Source organism: Streptomyces sp. NPDC050534 (genome assembly GCF_044457745.1).
GTDB lineage: Bacteria > Actinomycetota > Actinomycetes > Streptomycetales > Streptomycetaceae > Streptomyces.
In genome coordinates, this window is sequence record NZ_JBITHF010000019.1 from 153,890 (window position 1) to 170,166 (window position 16,277).

The window sequence follows — 16,277 nt, forward strand, 5'->3', positions numbered from 1 at the left end:
CGGGGAACGGCGGGCAGCACCCGTCACCGGCGACGAGAACGGCCCCCGACCATCTCACCTGGTCAAGGGCCGTTCTCACTGCTCGTCGTGCGGAGGCGGTGGGATTTGAACCCACGGTGACATCGCTGCCACGACGGTTTTCAAGACCGTTCCCTTCGGCCGCTCGGGCACGCCTCCCCGCGCCGCCGATCACGAGCAGCGCGGGGACAAGAGTAACGGGTGGGCACGCGCGCGCGTGGGCCAGATGTCGCGAACCCGGGGAGGCACGCGCGCGTGGGTCGGTGGGTCAGCTGTCGCCCGTGCGGGAGCCGAGGGTGAGCTGGACCGTGTGGGTCTTGCCGTCACGTTCGTAGGTGATCGTGACCTGGTCGCCGGGCTTGTGGGTCCAGATCTCGCCGATCAGGGTGGGCCCGGAGTCGATCACGTGGTCGTCGAGCTTGGTGATCACGTCGCCGGGCTTGAGGCCGGCCTTGGCGGCGGGGCCGCCCGACTCGACGGCGTCGGCGCCGCTGGCGCCCTGCTCGGTGATCTTCGCGCCGTTGCTGGAGTCCTCCAGGGAGACCGACGCCCCGATCTTCGCGTAGACCGGCTTGCCGTTCTTGATCAGCTGCTGGGCGACGAACTTGGCCTGGTTGATCGGGATGGCGAAGCCCAGGCCGATCGAGCCGGACTGGCTGCCGCTGCCGCCGAGCCCGCCGTTGCTGGTGGACTGGATCGCGGAGTTGATGCCGATGACGTTGCCCGACGCGTCGAGGAGCGGGCCGCCGGAGTTGCCGGGGTTTATCGAGGCGTCCGTCTGCAGGGCGCTCATGTACGACGCGTTGCTGCCGGTGCCGTCGCTGGAGGCCACCGGGCGGTCCTTGGCGCTGATGATGCCCGTCGTCACCGTGTTGGACAGGCCGAAGGGGGCGCCGATCGCGATCGTGGAGTCGCCCACGGCCACCTTGTCGGAGTTGCCCAGGGTCAGCGGCTTGAGGTCGGACGGGGCGTTCTTGAGCTTGATCACCGCCACGTCGTAGCCCTGTGCGTGGCCGACGACCTCGGCGTCGTACTTCTTGCCGTTCGGGAAGGTCGCCGTGAGCTTGCCGCCGTCGACCGCGTCCGCGACGACGTGGTTGTTGGTGACGATGTGGCCCTGGGTGTCGAAGACGAAGCCGGTGCCCGTGCCGCCCTCGCCGCTGGTGGACTCGGCCTGGATGGTCACCGTGCTGGGCAGGGACCTGGCCGCCACGTTCGCCACCGTGCCGGGGTCGCGCTTGACGGAACCGCCGCTGTCGGACGCGGAGACCGTCGTGGAGCCGGAGGAGTCGTTGTTCTTGGCCAGCGTGTAGCCGAGGCCGCCGCCCAGGCCGCCGGCGACGAGCGCGGCGACCAGGATCGCGGCGACGAGGCCGCCGCGGCCCGACTTCGGCGCGGGCTGCTGGTAGGTGGTGCCCCATCCGGTGCCCGAGCCGCCCGAGTCGGACCCGCCGGAGTACGCACCGCCGCCGGAGCCCGGATCGGCGTAGGACGGGGTGGTGGGCGGCGGGGGCGGCCAGGAGGCGTCCGGGGCCGAGCCCTGGGACTCACCGGGCCCGTGGCCCTGCGGGGCGCCCGGCCCCTGAGGGTCCTGCGAACCCGCCGAGGCGTAGGCGGGGGCGTGACCCGCGTGCACCAGCTCCTGCTCCGGGGCGCCGGGGGCGCTCGGAGGCACCGGCGGAAGCGGCGCCGTCGGGGCGCTCCCGCCGGAGGCGTCGGGTGCCGAGGGAGTGGGAGCGTCCACCGGCACGGGAGGTGCGGACGGGGCCGGGGGTACCGCGGTGCCCTCGTTCTCGGTGCTCACAGCTTGTCTCCTCGGTCCACGGCTGTTCTTCTCGGTCGCACTCGGTCACGCTCGTTCACGTTGGTCGACGGTCCGGCGCGATGCAGCTGTGCTTGTTCTTTTGTATGCCGTCAGCTTTTCCCATGAGCCGTCAGGGCACCATAAGCGGTGCCTGTGCGTCCGGGGCCATCCTTTATATAGGCCATGACAGGCAAAAGGGGCGCAATCTATGCTCCTCCGATCGCACGACTACCCAGCAGCGGTGGCACCATGACGCGGTGACTCACGCACGGCAGCACCGGATCCAAGTCGTCGCCCACCGCGGAGCCTCCGAGGAGGCCCCCGAGCACACGCTGGCCGCGTACAAGAAGGCGATCGAGGACGGTGCAGACGCCCTCGAGTGCGATGTACGCCTGACGGCGGACGGCCATCTCGTCTGCGTCCACGACCGTCGCGTCAACCGTACGTCCAACGGGCGGGGCGCGGTCTCCGCTCTGGAGCTGGCCGACCTGGCCGCCCTGGACTTCGGCTCGCGCAGGTCGAGGGAGTTCTGGCGCAACCGCGACGAGGAGCCCGACTGGGAGTTCCTGCCCGAGGACCGCCACGACACCTCCGTACTGACGCTGGAGCGGCTGCTGGAGCTGGTCGCGGACGCCGGAAGGCGGGTGGAGCTGGCGATCGAGACCAAGCATCCGACCCGTTGGGCCGGTCAGGTGGAGGAACGGCTGCTGATGCTGCTGAAGCGTTTCGGCCTGGACGCCCCGGCCTGCGCCGAGGAGTCGCCCGTGCGCGTCATGAGCTTCTCGGCGCGGTCGCTGCACCGCGTGAGGGCCGCCTCGCCGTCGCTGCCGACGGTCTATCTGCTCCAGTTCGTCTCGCCCCGGCTGCGCGACGGACGGCTGCCGGCGGGTGTCCGGATCGCGGGCCCCTCGATCCGGATCGTGCGCAACCACCCCGCGTACATCGAGCGGCTGAAGCAGGCCGGGCACCAGGTGCACGTGTGGACCGTGAACGAGCCCGAGGACGTGGAACTCTGCCTCGACCTGGGCATCGACGCCATCATCACCAACCGGCCAGGCGCCGTTCTGCACCGGCTCGAGCGCTGAGCCGCTTTCGTCACTGTCCGAACCCGCTTCAGTGGTAAAGACCTGTGAAGAACCCTTGACCCATGTACCCCTTCGGCACCATTCTCCAGACTTGCTCACAGTCGAAATCCAGCCATTCGGCTACAGGGAGTGCTCCGGCGCGTTCGCTCCGTGTTCGATCGTTGCGAATGCGTCACCGAACGTGGAATGGCCGGTTTCCGGTACAGGCCAGTGGGGCATCCACACCGTGGCGTGGGGCAAAGGAGGTCTCGGGGGTGGCGTTGGTGGTGGCACAGGAGGTGCCGACGTCGTCGAGCATGGCCGTACCCCATGGCCCTGCGGGCGTGGGGCAGGCGAGGCATCGTATGCGCGAGCAACTGCGCACGGGCGGTGTGTCGGACACGGTCATCGACGATGCAGTACTGATTCTGTCCGAACTCTTGAGCAACGCGTGCAAGCACGGCCGGCCACTGGGTGACGCCCTCGCCGGGGACGGCGACGTACGGGCGGCCTGGCGCGTGGACCGCGGCGGCCGGCTCACGGTGGAGGTCACGGACGGTGGCGGACCCACCCGCCCGGCTCCGGCCACCCCGTCGATCACGGCGCACGGCGGGCGCGGCCTGAACATCATCACCGCACTGGCCGACGACTGGGGCGTCCGGGACGACGCCCGCGGCGAGGTCACCGTGTGGGTCGTGGTGCACGAGGGCATCCCGAACCGCGAAACCGGCCCGGTCCGCGAACCTTTTCCTACGCGCGTCACCGCCCCGCCGCCGAGGTCCGCGCCGATGCCGAGCCGGGGCTTCGCGGACGCCTTCGACGATCTGGACTGACCGCACTGGGCCGTCCGCGGGATCCGAGGTGAACGGGTCGCAGGTTTCCGTCGGTCATGGCGTGAACGGCTAGGCTCCCGCCGTACCAGACGAGCCGTAACCGGGAGACACCCACGATGGCCAAGAAGCGACCTCAGACGAAGGCCAAGCCACAGATCACGGACGGAGAGGTCCCGGTCGTCGGCGCGCGCGAGCCCTGCCCCTGCGGCAGCGGCCGGCGTTACAAGGCCTGTCACGGGCGGGCCGCCGCACACGCCGCGACCGAGCTGGTGCACCGTCCCTTCGAGGGCCTGGCCGGCGAGTGCGACTGGGTGGCGATGCGCGAGCTGGTGCCCGCGGCCACCGTCGAACTGCACCTGAAGGGCGGCCTGCCCGAGGGCGTCCCGTCCCTGACCCTCGCGACCGTGCTGCCGATGGCCTGGCCGGCGCTGCGCCGCGACGACGGCTCGGTACTGCTGGGCCTGCAGAACGACACGGCGTCCGGCGACGTCAGCCGCGACCTCGCCGACAACCTCCAGCGTGCGCTGGCCGCCCAGCCGGGCACGCCGGTCGAGGGCCGCCGCGCTCCGGCCGACGGCCCTCGGCTGCAGGACCTGCTCGACCCCGAAGGCGTGTTCGAGCCAGTTGTGCACAGCGGCTTCGAGTTCTGGGTCCCGGACGCGGAGAACGCCACGCCGGAGGTGACCGCCTCGCTGGAGCGGGCCAACGCCGCGGCCATCCCGACCGCCAGGCTCACCGGCGTGGACGCCGCCTACTGGTGCGAGACGCCCGAGAAGAACCACCTGCGCTGGGTCATGCCGCACCCGGAGGAGCAGCTTCTGGACGCCCTCGCGCGGCTGCACGCGGCGGGCCGCTCGAGCCTCGGTGAAGGCACCCGTCTCGTGGGTTCCTTCCGCGCTCACGGGCTCACCGTGCCGGTCTGGGACCTGCCGAGCGGGGTCGGCGCGGAGGATGTCGAGAAGCCGGCGGCCGAGTTCGCGGAGCGTCTCGCGACCGCCCTCGCCGCGGACGCGCCGCTGACCGCCGAGGAGCGCCGCGCCCGCGGCGGCCTCACCAACCGGCAGGTCACGCTCAGTTGACGGATCCGGCACGATCGGGTCCGGCTGACCTGCCGGTCAGCTGGACCCGATCATCCGGAATGACCTGATCCGCTCACAAGTCCCGCTCGGTTCAAGCAAATACGTGACTGGAAAGTCGGGATCGAATTTGCGAACCGCCGATCTCTTGTTACCGTTCGAGTAGCCCGGTTGCTGGTGCATCCCCCGTCGCCAGCAACCGGGCCTTTTTCTGTCCGGAGTTCCTTTACGGAATGCAACTGGACGTCAACTGCCGGTGGCCGCAGAGGAGTTGCTACCGGAACGGAGCAGCAGCGGACCGTTCGCCGCCTGCCCCGCGAATTCCGCGACGGCCGTGTAGGCGGAGGGCTCGCCCCGGCTGTGCTCCCGGGGCGTCTCGCACATTCCCGGCTCGTGGTCGGCGCCCACGGCGCACTTCATCTGCACCGTGCGGCCCTCCGGCCCCATGAGACTGAGCACGGAGTCCAGCGCCCCGCCCGTCACATTGCGGTAGTAGGTGCGCGCCCAGGTGTCGTCGCCCTGCGTGAGCACACAGGTCTGCGCCTCGATGCCGTCGGGCGAGGTGAGTTCGGGACCGCAGCGGACAGCGGTGGCCAGGCCGAGACCGAGCAGCAGGGGGGAACCCGAGGGGGCGGCGGAGCGCGCCTTGGCGTCCTCGTCGCGCGGGGAGGACCGTACGGTTTCGCGCGCCGGAGCGCGTACGACCGTGCGGTCCTCGTCGCCCGACGGTCCCGCGAACGCCACGGCCAGCGGCAGGGCGACCGCGCATGCCACGACGCCCACCAGGGCGAGGAGACGAACCTTTCGGGGGTCTGGCCCGCCGCGGGGCGGCCGTGGGGCGCTGTGTCCCCCAGAATGTCGCAGCATGATGCGGAAGATAGCCATCACACGAGGGCGCGCGGACCCGTGCGCGCCCGACACCCTTACAACTCGGGCGCGCTCACACCCGTACGAGTGAGGGCCTCGACGGCGGCATCCACCACGGCCTCGACGTCGGGGACCCACGGGGAGGCCGAACCGGGCAATGGTGCGCGCTCCCAGCGGATCTCGCCCTCGCCGGTCTCGGACGGGGGCAGGGCGAGGTAACCGCCCTCGCCGTGGAAGCGCAGGGAGCCGGGGACGAAGTCCTTGGCGTAGAGCAGTTCGCCGAGCTGCTCCATGGAGTACGGCCGCACGAGGATCGCCCAGCGGCTCGGCGAGGCGACGACCGGGCCGAGGCGCATGCCCAGGCGGTCGAGCGCGGTGAGCGTGTGCGCGGCGGCGAGGGCCGGCAGGCTCACGGCACAGGGCGCGACGCCTCCGGTGGCCAGCACGATCGGCGCGGCCGGCCGGTTGGTCCACCACCAGCGCACCATCCGGGCGTCCGTGGTGGCCGCCAGGAGGCCGGGGTCGAAGGGGTGCGCACCGGGCACCGTGCAGTCCGCGTCGGGGCAGCCGCAGCGGGAACGCCCCTGAGGGTCGGCCGTCGCGCCCGGGAGCACGGGCCACTGCCATTGGGTCGCGAAGGTCAGTGCCGCGCCGATCAACTCAGGCCTTCCGTCGTTGCGCTGGGACAGGAGCCTGCGTCGCCTTCCGAGGATCTCGCGCATGAGCGCTCGTTCCTTTCCGTTGCACCGCTGGCAACACCGTGGGCCACATCACACCATGTGTCGATCACTTCACTGTGCGTACCTGTTGGCGCATCACACCCCGGCCGTGGGCACGGGGAACCCCTATGGGTCGAACGTTGACTGCATCCGTGGCTGCCTCGTCCATGCTGCATCCATCAAAAGCATGGGCGTGGCGCGGGGGTGGCGAAGTCTGGCGTTTTGCCGTCCCGTGTATTTCTCTTCGCCTCTGCCACGGGAGGATGGGGCACGGTCGCTAAGACGCCCGGGGCGGACACCAGGTTCCGAGTGGCGGCAACCACCCCTGGCCTTCACCGAGTACGTACCCATCACGACCGCTGTGACGCTCTGTGGAGCAAACCCAGTCGACCGCAATAGGCCGTAACCCGAGTCAGTTTTAAGCCAAATTTGCTTTTGGGCGAAGGGACCACTGGTTACCCCTGGACACCAGGAATCCCGGCAGGACAATGCTGGACATCCCCTCACGAGTGCGTGTACATGTGGAGACACTGCTGGCGACGCAGAATGACATGGGGGTTTGCGATGCTTTTGAGCAGTACGCACCGGTCGGAAAGCCGGACGCCATGAACGCCCCTCACCTTCCGAAAGTGGCTGGAATCGATTCAACGGTTCCCTCGCCCGCACACACTGTCGCGCCCGCGCCCGCAGCTTCCGGTGGTTCTCCGGTCTCTCCGCCGCATCCACCAGGCGCGTTGCTCACCGACCGTCTCGCCGGCTGGGTCTCGGACCTCACGACACTGCACGAACTCACCGAACGCCTGGCCCGCACGGACACACTGGCCGACGCCCTCACGGAGGTGCTGCGCGCCGGAGCCGCCCTCGTGGGCGCCCGGCGCGGTCTCGTCGTCCTGGAACCCGGCGATGGACTCGGCCCGGACACGACGATCGGCCTCGGCCTCGCCCGCGCCGATCTCGGGCACATCGAGACGGTGCCGCGCAGCGCCATGTCCTACGGCCGCATCCTCGACGGACTGCCGGGCTCGGACGGCGAGATCGCCGAGCCGGACCTCTTCGCCGAGGACGGACTCGACCCGCGGCACCGCGAAGTGGCCGCCCGCCTCGGCTACGCCGCGTGCTACGCCCTCCCCCTGGCCGGCGATCACACGGGCCGGCTGGGCGCGGCGGTCTGGCTGTACGACGAGCCCGCCGAGCCGAACGAGCGCCAGCGCCACCTCGTCGGGCTCTACGCCCGCTACGCCGGCGAGCACCTGGCCCGGCTGGTGGAGGTGGAGCGCACGCGCGCGTGCATGGCGACGATGTCGGAGGAGCTGCTGCCGTCCCGGCTCCCCCGCGTGGCGGGCGTCCAGCTCGCCGCCCGGCACCGCACCGGTCCGCGCGGCGGCGGCGACTGGTTCGACGCGCTGCCGCTGCCGGACGCCGCCCTGGGTCTCGCGGTGGGCTCCGTGACGGGCTCCGGGCCGAGCGCGGTGGCCGCGATGGGCCGGCTGAGAGCATCCCTGCGCGCGTACGCCGTGATGGAGGGCGAGGACCCGGTCGCCGTGCTGTCCGATCTCGAGCTGCTGCTGCGGCTGACCGAGCCCGCGCGGTCCGCCACCGCCCTGTTCGCCTACTGCGAGCCCGCGCTGCGCAAGATCACGCTGGCCGGTGCCGGGCACTGCCCGCCGCTGCTGGTCGGCGAGCGGCGCACGGAGTTCGTGGAGACCTCGGTGTCCGCGCCGCTCGGCATGCTCGCCTGCTGGGAGGCGCCGAGCGTGGAGCTCGAGGCGGAGCGCGGCGAGACGGTGCTGCTCTACACCGACGGGCTGCTGCACCGCACCGGCGACCCCACCGACCGCGCCTTCGCCCGGCTGCACGCCGCGGCGGCCGGGGTGCCCAGGGCGCTGCGCGGCGACCCGGACGCGATCGCCGACCACGTGCTGCGGACGGTCCTGCCCGACGGGCTGGACGAGACAGAGGACGAGGAGGACGTCGTGCTGCTGGCGGCGCGCTTCGAGTAGCCGCCCGAACAGGACTTCCGCCCCTGGGCCCCCTTCCGTACGACCGTACGATGGAGGGGGTCCAGTGCCGTATCGAGGAGGATGACCGTGGCCGACGAGCTCACACCGGCTGAGTCCATTGCTGCTACCGCAGCGGGCCCGGAAGAGAGCGAAGAGCCGATCAAGCAGCGTAAGAACGGCCTGTACCCGGGCGTTTCCGACGAGCTTGCCGAGAGCATGAAGTCCGGCTGGGCCGACACGGAGCTGCGCGACCTGGAGCCGATCGCCCAGGCCGCCGAGACCGCCGAGCGCCGCGCCGCGCTCTCCGCGCGCTTCCCGGGCGAGCGTCTGGTGATCCCGGCGGGCAACCTCAAGACGCGCTCGAACGACACGGAGTACGCGTTCCGTGCGTCGGTGGAGTACGCATACCTCACCGGCAACCAGACCGAGGACGGCGTCCTCGTGCTGGAGCCCACGGCCGACGGCCACGAGGCGACGATCTACCTCCTGCCGCGCTCCGACCGCGAGAACGGCGAGTTCTGGCTGTCCGGCCAGGGCGAGCTGTGGGTCGGGCGCCGGCACTCCCTCACCGAGGCCGGGAAGCTGTACGGCATCCCCGCCTCCGACGTGCGCGAGCTGGCCGAGTCCCTGCGCGAGGCCACCGGTCCGGTGCGCGTGGTGCGCGGGTACGACGCCGGGATCGAGGCGGCCCTGACCGACAAGGTCACCGCCGAGCGGGACGACGAGCTGCGCGTCTTCCTGTCCGAGGCGCGGCTGGTGAAGGACGAGTTCGAGATCGGTGAGCTGCAGAAGGCGGTCGACTCGACCGTGCGCGGCTTCGAGGACGTCGTGAAGGTCCTCGACAAGGCCGAGGCGACCTCGGAGCGCTACATCGAGGGCACGTTCTTCCTCCGCGCGCGCGTGGAGGGCAACGACGTCGGCTACGGCACCATCGCCGCCGCCGGGCCGCACGCGTGCACGCTGCACTGGGTGCGCAACGACGGGGCGGTGCGCTCCGGTGAGCTGCTGCTCCTGGACGCCGGTGTCGAGACGCACACGTACTACACCGCGGACGTCACGCGCACGCTGCCGGTCAACGGCCGCTTCAGCGAGATCCAGAAGAAGATCTACGACGCCGTGTACGACGCCCAGGAGGCCGGGATCGCGGCCGTCAAGCCGGGCGCCAAGTACCGCGACTTCCACGACGCCGCGCAGCGGGTGCTCACCGAGCGGCTCGTCGAGTGGGGGCTCGTCGAGGGCCCCGTGGAGCGGGTGCTGGAGCTCGGGCTCCAGCGGCGGTGGACGCTGCACGGCACCGGGCACATGCTCGGCCTCGACGTGCACGACTGCGCCGCCGCGCGGGTGGAGTCGTACGTCGACGGCACGCTGGAGCCGGGAATGTGCCTCACCGTCGAGCCGGGGCTGTACTTCCAGGCCGACGATCTGACGGTGCCCGAGGAGTACCGGGGGATCGGGGTGCGGATCGAGGACGACATCCTGGTGACGGAGTCCGGGAACCGGAATCTGTCGGCGGGGCTGCCGCGCCGCTCCGACGAGGTCGAGTCCTGGATGGCCTCACTCACGGGCTGACGGTTGGATGGATGGCCGGGTACGAAGGTCGTGCCCGGCCATTGGTATGCGGTCTGCGGGTAGTCGTGGGCTGGTCGCGCCCGCGCGGCGCAGCCACACATTTACAGTGCCTCGCGCCCCTGAAAGAAGGGCGCTCTTGCTCACGGGGGTTGATAGGTGGACGGCTTCCTGGCCGGTGTCGGTGTCGATCTGCACGTCGAGACCGATGACGGCGAAGGACGGCGGGTCGGGCTCGAGCGAGCCCTACGGGACGCCGTGCGGGACGGGCGGCTGGCGCCCGGGACCCGGTTGCCGGCGACCCGGCGGCTGGCCGAGGAACTGGGTATCTCCCGGGGTACCGCAAAGGCGGCCTACGACCAGCTCGTCGCCGAGGGGTATCTGACCGCGCGGCAGGGGTCGGGGACGCAGGTCGCCTCGCTGCCCTCGCTCGACGCGGCTGCGCCGGAGGCGGCGGCACGCGCGCGTACGCCGCGTTTCGATCTGCGGCCCGGCAGCCCGGACGTCGGGGCGTTCCCGGCGGCGGCCTGGCTGCGGGCGCTGCGCCGGGCGATAGCGACGGCGCCGCTGCTGGCGTACGACTACGGGGATCCGCGCGGCCGGATCGAGCTGCGCACCGCGCTGTCGGGGTATCTGGGCCGCGCCCGGGGGGTCATCGCGCCGCCCGAGCGGATCGTGATCACCTCGGGGTACGTACAGGGGCTCGCGCTGCTCACGCGGGTGCTCGACGGGGGCACGATCGCCATGGAGGACCCGGGGCTGCCGTTCCACCGGGAGGTGGTGCGGCGCAACGGCGGGATCGTGGTGCCCGTGCCGGTCGACGAACGGGGCGTGTGCGCGCAGGAGCTGGGGGACGCCGGGGCCGTGGTCGTGACGCCGGCCCATCAGTACCCGACCGGTGTGACGCTGCACCCCGAGCGGCGGCGGGCGGTCACGGACTGGGCACGCGCGCGGGGCGGGCTGATCGTCGAGGACGACTACGACGGGGAGTTCCGCTACGACCGGCAGCCCGTCGGCGCGCTCCAGGGGATGGCGCCGGGGCAGGTCGTCTATCTGGGGACGGCCTCGAAGACGCTCGGGCCCGCGCTGCGGCTCGGCTGGATGGTGCTGCCGCCGCACCTGGTCGACGCGGTCGCCGACGCCAAGCTGCACAGCGACCACCACACCGAGTCCATCGGGCAGCTGGCGCTCGCCGAACTCATCGACAGCCACGCCTACGACCGCCATGTGCGCGCCTGCCGGCTGCGCTACCGCAGACGCCGCGACCAGCTCCTCGACCGGCTCGGCGGCCGGAGCGAGGTGCGCGGGATCGCCGCCGGGCTGCACGCACTCGTGGAGGTCGCCGACGAGGAGGAGGCGCTGAAGCGGGCGGAGGCGGAGGGGCTCGCGGTCGGGCACCTGGGCGACCACTGGCACACGCCCGGTCCGGACCGGCCGCAGGGGCTCGTCGTCGGATACGGGACACCCCGGGAGCGGGTCTACCCGGAGGCACTCGAGGCGTTGCGGAAGGTGCTCGCGGGGGAGTGACCCCGTTCCTCCGCCGCTGTGCCCTCGGTCAGACCGGCCGGACCGGTGTGTTCACCGGCAGCGAGTCGAGGAAGAGGGCGCCCGCGAGCAGGCCCGCGCTGCCCCGCGGGCTCCACGCGCGCGCGTGCAGGTCGGCGTCCAGGGCCCGCAGGGCCTCGGCGCCCGCCTCCGTCGCCGTGCCGCCGGTGTCCAGGACGCCCCGCGCCCCAGCCTGCACATGCCGCAGCCCCGACGGGCCCGCGGTGTGGAGCAGTTCCGTGTCCTGGAGGGTGGACATCACGGTGAGCAGGGCGTCCAGCCGAGCCTGTGTTTCCGTGGCGCCCGTCGAGCGGGACCGGTCGAGGGCGTCCAGCGCCCGCCGTATGTGCGGGAAGCCGGCGCGGGCCTCGCCCCGCGCACCCGCCGCGCCGTACTTCGCCGAGACCGACGAGCCGCGCGAGGGTCTGCGTGGGGCGCCCTTGTCCGTGAAGGCGGCGATCTTCTTGGCGGCGGCGGCCACGTCGCGTCCCCCGGCCCGGGGGTCGAACGCGGCCGCCGCGACGAGCAGGCCGAGCGCCCACAGGGCGCCGCGGTGACCGCCGCCGGCGAGGCCCGCCGAGTGCTCGGTGGACCGGCCGATCGCGCCCAGTTCCGCACGGAGCACCGAACTGGGCGCGCCGGTGCGGCGGCCGGCGGCCGCCATCGCCGCGAGGCCCGGCGCCAGCGCCTTGGCCGACCACAGCAGGGAACCGTGGTCCGGCCACAGAGCACGGGCGCCGAGGTCGCGCGGGTCGGGCAGCGCCGGCTTGGGGGCCAGGGCGAGCTGCCCGGTCAGCGCGGCCACGGCCGCCTGCGCCAGCTTCTCGTCCTCACGGCGGCTCGACGCCGTGCCCCCGCGGTTGCCCGTCATGGCCGCGACCGTAGGGACACAGGCCGTCAGGAACGTAGGGCGGGACTGGGAACGAGCTGTGAATCCCGGGGAGTCAGCCCTGTGCGGCGGCCGTGAGCTCCGTCAGCGCCGCGCTCGGGCGCAGCGCCGTCATGACGCTGTCCACGGCGAGCACGGCGGTGCCGTCCACGGTGGTCCTCCCCTCGAAGATCCAAGTCCCTTCCAGCGCACGGCTGATCCGCACCTCGTGGCGCAGGAGGTCGCCGGGCCGCACCTCGGGGCCGAGCCCGATGCCTGACATGCCGCCGAACAGTGCGACCTGTCCGGCGAGTTCGTCCTGCGGGCGGTCCCAGGCGGCGAGCAGCGCCGCGCTCTGGCACCAGGACTCGATGAGCAGCGCGGTCGGATACGCGTAGCCGGCGTCACCGGCGCTGTCCGGGACGTCCTGGTACCAGGGCTCGTTGCAGGTCACCGCCTTGGTGGTGACGATGCTCCGGCCGGGCTCGACCGCGTGGACGCGGTCCACCAGAAGGGCCGGGTAGCGGTGCGGGATCAGCTTCTTGAGAGCGGCCGGGCCGTGGTCCACCTCCGGGGCCGGCGCATCGTGCCAAGGTGCGGCGGCGGTGATCTCCCGGGGTCCCGCGGCCGTGTAGCGCAGCCGCAGGGTCGCGCTCCTGCCCCGTTCGGTACGGCAGGTCGCGCGGACGTCGCGGACCCCGTCCACCTCCTTGACGGCGGCCTCGACCGTCAGCGTGTCGCCCGGGAGGACGGGGGACTGGAAGCGGACGGAGCGGATGTCCGTCAGCTGGAGGTCGTCGTCCGCGTGCCGCAGCACCGCCTGGTGCACGGCGTCCAGGGTGAACACCCCCGGCAGCAGCGGGAAGTGGGGATAGTGGCCGTCGAAGACCGGTGCCGTGGGGCGCACGGCGAAACTCATCTCGATGCCGGTGGCGTCCGTGTGCACCACGGAGGCGTCCGGCATCAGCACGATCGAGCGCACTCGATTCCCTTCTGACCTTCTGTCATGTGCGGGCTCTGTCAGGTGCGGGCACTGTCAGGTGCGGCCTCTGTCAGGTGTGGGCTGCTGGGTGCCTACAGTTCGATACGGCCGTGGACCACGACGCCGGCCGTGCCGAGCACCGCCTTGGCCGTGACCAGCCGGTCGGTGTCGGAGTAGCTCAGCCGGACCCCGAGCGCACGGAACGCGGACGGGGTGAGGTTGCCGCCCATCTCCACGCCCTGGGCGCGCAGTTGGTGCCGGGCGGCCACCGCGGCGGCGTGGCCGTGCGGGGCGGTGGTGGCGAGCCGCCGCAGGCCCTGCGGCACGAACAGCCCGCGCACCCAGGCGGTGAGGGGGCCCATGACGGACCGTTCGCGCAGATAGACGTTGCGCGGGTGGTCGTCCGGGCGTTCCTCGGTGGTGGTGGCGCGGCAGCGGTAGTAGGGCTCGCCGTTGTTCCAGGTGCCCTGCATCAACCGGTTGCAGCGGGCGCAGCGCAGCAGGCCGCGCAGCGCGTACGTCCGGGCCTGCCGGCCCTCGCACTCAGGGGTGCGGGTCCGGCGCCTGGCGAACACCTCGTGGACCTGGTCGAACACCTCGGGGTCCACGAGTTGGCGCCCGCCGCCGGGCACGCGGGCGTCGCCCGCGTAGCGCGGGTTGGTCAGGATGGCCCGCACCGTGCTCTTGCTCCAGGCGGAGGCCGGGCCGGGGATGCGGTCCGCGTTCAGGTCCTCGGCGATGCTCTGCAGGCTGCCGCCCTTCAGGAACTCCTGGAAGATGCGCTGCACGACGGGAGCGGTCCGCTCGTCGGGCACGAGCCTCGGCTGCCGGCCGTCGCCGCTGTCGATGACCGCCGTACGGAATCCGTACGGCGGCCGTCCGCGGCCCCGCGTGAGAGTGCGCGGGACGCGGAGGTCGGTGGGGCGGTCGAGTGGTCGTAGGGCATGGTTGAGATGCTGGTGTGTCATGACATATCCCCCGTCGATCTGGCCACGCCGCCGCCCACAACTTCGGTGTCGGAGACAGCGCGGCATGACCGTGAAAGGCGTGAGCGGCACACCCGGGCAGAGCCTGGGGAAGGACGGGCCGGTGCCGGAGTCCGGTCAGGGTCCCGGCCGCCCCGTCGCGGCCGAAACTGGTCGGTCACTGCTCCGTCGGTGATCCCGTCCCCGGGACGCTCACGCGTGTTTCACGCTATGCGGGCGGCCGAATCAAGAGCAACGCCGTGGCCGCAAGATGACGTGTGCGCCCGGGCGGTTGCGGGCAGTGCCCCGCAGTACTGGCAGTTTGCTGCCGCCCGGGCACGGGCTCTCAGGCGGGCGGCGCCAGGCTGCGTTCGCCGCCGAGATCTCCTCTGAGCAGACCCATCTCCGTGGCGTGGACGCCTGCCTGGAAGCGGGAACTGGCGCCGAGGATGCGCATGATCCCGGCCACGTGCCGGCGATAGGTGCGCACGGACATGGACAGCGCCCGGGCGGCGGTGTCGTCGGTGTACCCCTTGCGGAGGCAGTCCAGGATCTCCTGCATCACGCCGTCCAGGAGGTGCTCGTCGGACAGCGGCACGGCGCGGTTCCACACGTCGGCGTAGAGCGCGTTGAGTGCCTCCACGACAGCGGGTGCGCGCATCAGCGCGGTGTGCCGGGGGCCGCTTCCGTGCAGCCCGTCGGACCGGGTCAGGACGGTCTCGCCGTCGACGATGATCGCGCCGCTCAGGGCGGCGTCGGTGAGCCGGATGCCGATGCCCCTGCGGCGTTTCTGCAGTTCGGAGAGGCGGTAACGATCCGCCGTGGCCCAGCAGTCCAGGACCCGGATGGTGACGCCCTCGGGTACGTCACTGGCCAGCTTGGACAGCACGTGGATACGCAGCCGGGCCGCCGACCGGTCCGACGGGACCAGCACGTCCACCCGCCGCCTGGCCTCGCTCAGCTGGCGTTGCAGAGCCTCCAGGGCCGCTCGCGCGCTCTCGGCGGTGACCAGGAGCGACTTGCTGTCGGCGGCGGGCCATTCCCCGCGGGCCACCACCGTTTCGATGAGATCGCGTATTTCCAGGAGAGCGCGCTCGGCGCCCCCCGTTATTTCCGGTTCCGTCATTTCCGGAAAATGCACGGAATGATCACTGGACACGTTTCCCCCGTTATCGTCCAGAAATTTCCGAAGCAGCCTATCCAAGCGGAACGGGGGTCGTCAACGCACTACAGATGGGTGAAATTTGAACGTTTCGCCCCTCGGCGGAGAATCCCGGAGATGATCGCGTAGTGAAAGGGTTCGATGGCACGGAAGTACCGGCGTCCGGCCGTCCGGTGAAAGCGCACGGCCGTCGTGCACACGGCCTCCGGACCGTGCGGCCCCTGCCGTACGGCGAAGGAGCAGCGGAAGCTCAGATGCTTGTCGTCGTCCCCGGCGAGAACCTCGTCGTCCGCCACGCTGAGCAGCAGGAAAGGACCGATCCTGGCCCCCGGGACGATGTCCGTACGGCGCCCCCTGTCACGCTGCTTGAGCCCGAACGGCGCCACGGCCGCGTCCCGCACGGCGAGCAGGCCGGACACCCAGCGCGGCGGCGCCCCCAGCATGCCGCGGGCGAAGTCGACGGCCGTGACGCCGGCCGGGACGTCGACCGCGGACGCGTCGACGTGGTCGACCCGGCCGAGGCTCTCCCGCGCCGCCTCCGTGACCGGTTCAACTTTCTTGCGGACCGCAATCCGAGTCATCTTCCCGCTCTCCGTCCTCACAGATGCCGAGGAATTCCCGCATCGATTCCCACATATACCCAATTCATCGATCGGATTCTCCGGACGGCTCCCGCCCTTTCCTTTTCGGGCCTGGTTCTGAAGTGACTCGTGGTCAGTCCTTGATCTCGCAGATGGCGGCGCCGGAGGTGAGGGAGGCGCCGATCTCGGCGGACAGGCCCTTGATGGTGCCGGACTTGTGCGCGTTG

Annotated in this window: 14 protein-coding genes and 1 tRNA gene; 6 read left to right on the plus strand and 9 right to left on the minus strand. The window is 71.6% G+C overall.

Annotation, left to right across the window (positions count from 1 at the left end; translation table 11 throughout):
- Positions 1–90 precede the first annotated feature (90 nt).
- Together ACIBN2_RS42640 and ACIBN2_RS42645 are read right to left on the minus strand one after the other, a co-directional pair.
- Positions 91–177, minus strand: a tRNA-Ser gene (locus ACIBN2_RS42640).
- A gap of 109 nt (positions 178–286) precedes the next feature.
- On the minus strand, positions 287–1,822 hold the full coding sequence (locus ACIBN2_RS42645) for a S1C family serine protease (protein ID WP_399143003.1): 1,536 nt from the start codon (positions 1,820–1,822) through the stop codon (positions 287–289).
- A 257-nt stretch (positions 1,823–2,079) separates the two neighbouring features.
- Here ACIBN2_RS42645 and ACIBN2_RS42650 point away from each other — a divergent pair, with 257 nt between their 5' ends.
- The 3 genes from ACIBN2_RS42650 to ACIBN2_RS42660 all read left to right on the plus strand — a co-directional run bounded on the left by ACIBN2_RS42650 (position 2,080) and on the right by ACIBN2_RS42660 (position 4,798).
- Positions 2,080–2,907: a glycerophosphodiester phosphodiesterase gene (locus ACIBN2_RS42650; protein WP_399143005.1), complete on the plus strand. Its 828-nt coding sequence runs from the start codon at positions 2,080–2,082 to the stop codon at positions 2,905–2,907.
- A gap of 167 nt (positions 2,908–3,074) precedes the next feature.
- Entirely contained in the window at positions 3,075–3,719 is a 645-nt protein-coding gene (locus ACIBN2_RS42655) for an ATP-binding protein (RefSeq protein WP_399143006.1), read from the plus strand.
- A gap of 116 nt (positions 3,720–3,835) precedes the next feature.
- Positions 3,836–4,798 (plus strand): DUF5926 family protein, encoded by a 963-nt coding sequence (locus tag ACIBN2_RS42660; RefSeq protein WP_399143008.1) that lies wholly within the window; start codon positions 3,836–3,838, stop codon positions 4,796–4,798.
- A 243-nt stretch (positions 4,799–5,041) separates the two neighbouring features.
- Here ACIBN2_RS42660 and ACIBN2_RS42665 read toward each other — a convergent pair whose 3' ends face one another.
- Both ACIBN2_RS42665 and ACIBN2_RS42670 read right to left on the minus strand, forming a co-directional pair.
- On the minus strand, positions 5,042–5,569 hold the full coding sequence (locus ACIBN2_RS42665) for a hypothetical protein (protein ID WP_399143040.1): 528 nt from the start codon (positions 5,567–5,569) through the stop codon (positions 5,042–5,044).
- Positions 5,570–5,718: 149 nt separating this feature from the next.
- Entirely contained in the window at positions 5,719–6,384 is a 666-nt protein-coding gene (locus tag ACIBN2_RS42670; protein ID WP_399143010.1) for a bifunctional DNA primase/polymerase, read from the minus strand.
- A gap of 485 nt (positions 6,385–6,869) precedes the next feature.
- Here ACIBN2_RS42670 and ACIBN2_RS42675 point away from each other — a divergent pair, with 485 nt between their 5' ends.
- The 3 genes from ACIBN2_RS42675 to ACIBN2_RS42685 all read left to right on the plus strand — a co-directional run bounded on the left by ACIBN2_RS42675 (position 6,870) and on the right by ACIBN2_RS42685 (position 11,474).
- Entirely contained in the window at positions 6,870–8,381 is a 1,512-nt protein-coding gene (locus ACIBN2_RS42675) for a PP2C family protein-serine/threonine phosphatase (RefSeq protein ID WP_399143012.1), read from the plus strand.
- Between the two features lie 81 nt (positions 8,382–8,462).
- Positions 8,463–9,950, plus strand: a complete 1,488-nt coding sequence (locus ACIBN2_RS42680) for an aminopeptidase P family protein (RefSeq protein ID WP_399143014.1) — start codon at positions 8,463–8,465, stop codon at positions 9,948–9,950.
- 156 nt (positions 9,951–10,106) lie between these two features.
- Positions 10,107–11,474 (plus strand): PLP-dependent aminotransferase family protein, encoded by a 1,368-nt coding sequence (locus ACIBN2_RS42685; protein WP_399143016.1) that lies wholly within the window; start codon positions 10,107–10,109, stop codon positions 11,472–11,474.
- 28 nt (positions 11,475–11,502) lie between these two features.
- Here ACIBN2_RS42685 and ACIBN2_RS42690 read toward each other — a convergent pair whose 3' ends face one another.
- From ACIBN2_RS42690 to ACIBN2_RS42710, 5 genes are all read right to left on the minus strand, one after another.
- Positions 11,503–12,363, minus strand: a complete 861-nt coding sequence (locus ACIBN2_RS42690) for a triphosphoribosyl-dephospho-CoA synthase (RefSeq protein WP_399143018.1) — start codon at positions 12,361–12,363, stop codon at positions 11,503–11,505.
- 73 nt (positions 12,364–12,436) lie between these two features.
- Positions 12,437–13,342: a 3-hydroxyacyl-ACP dehydratase FabZ family protein gene (locus tag ACIBN2_RS42695; protein ID WP_399143020.1), complete on the minus strand. Its 906-nt coding sequence runs from the start codon at positions 13,340–13,342 to the stop codon at positions 12,437–12,439.
- A gap of 92 nt (positions 13,343–13,434) precedes the next feature.
- Entirely contained in the window at positions 13,435–14,310 is an 876-nt protein-coding gene (locus ACIBN2_RS42700; RefSeq protein WP_399143022.1) for a recombinase family protein, read from the minus strand.
- Between the two features lie 343 nt (positions 14,311–14,653).
- A complete protein-coding gene (locus ACIBN2_RS42705; protein WP_399143024.1) occupies positions 14,654–15,433 on the minus strand; it encodes a response regulator transcription factor in 780 nt (259 codons plus the stop codon).
- Positions 15,434–15,534: 101 nt separating this feature from the next.
- Positions 15,535–16,050: a DUF2867 domain-containing protein gene (locus tag ACIBN2_RS42710; RefSeq protein WP_399143026.1), complete on the minus strand. Its 516-nt coding sequence runs from the start codon at positions 16,048–16,050 to the stop codon at positions 15,535–15,537.
- Between the last annotated feature and the right edge of the window lie 227 nt (positions 16,051–16,277).

Bases quoted from the DNA above. Each gene is read 5' to 3' on its own strand.
- ACIBN2_RS42710 (WP_399143026.1), bottom strand. From the start codon at position 16,050: ATGACTCGGATTGCGGTCCGCAAGAAAGTTGAACCGGTCACGGAGGCG.
- ACIBN2_RS42700 (WP_399143022.1), bottom strand. From the start codon at position 14,310: ATGACACACCAGCATCTCAACCATGCCCTACGACCACTCGACCGCCCC.
- ACIBN2_RS42705 (WP_399143024.1), bottom strand. From the start codon at position 15,433: ATGACGGAACCGGAAATAACGGGGGGCGCCGAGCGCGCTCTCCTGGAA.
- ACIBN2_RS42660 (WP_399143008.1), top strand. From the start codon at position 3,836: ATGGCCAAGAAGCGACCTCAGACGAAGGCCAAGCCACAGATCACGGAC.
- ACIBN2_RS42655 (WP_399143006.1), top strand. From the start codon at position 3,075: ATGCGTCACCGAACGTGGAATGGCCGGTTTCCGGTACAGGCCAGTGGG.
- ACIBN2_RS42675 (WP_399143012.1), top strand. From the start codon at position 6,870: ATGCTGGACATCCCCTCACGAGTGCGTGTACATGTGGAGACACTGCTG.
- ACIBN2_RS42680 (WP_399143014.1), top strand. From the start codon at position 8,463: ATGACCGTGGCCGACGAGCTCACACCGGCTGAGTCCATTGCTGCTACC.
- ACIBN2_RS42670 (WP_399143010.1), bottom strand. From the start codon at position 6,384: ATGCGCGAGATCCTCGGAAGGCGACGCAGGCTCCTGTCCCAGCGCAAC.
- ACIBN2_RS42690 (WP_399143018.1), bottom strand. From the start codon at position 12,363: ATGACGGGCAACCGCGGGGGCACGGCGTCGAGCCGCCGTGAGGACGAG.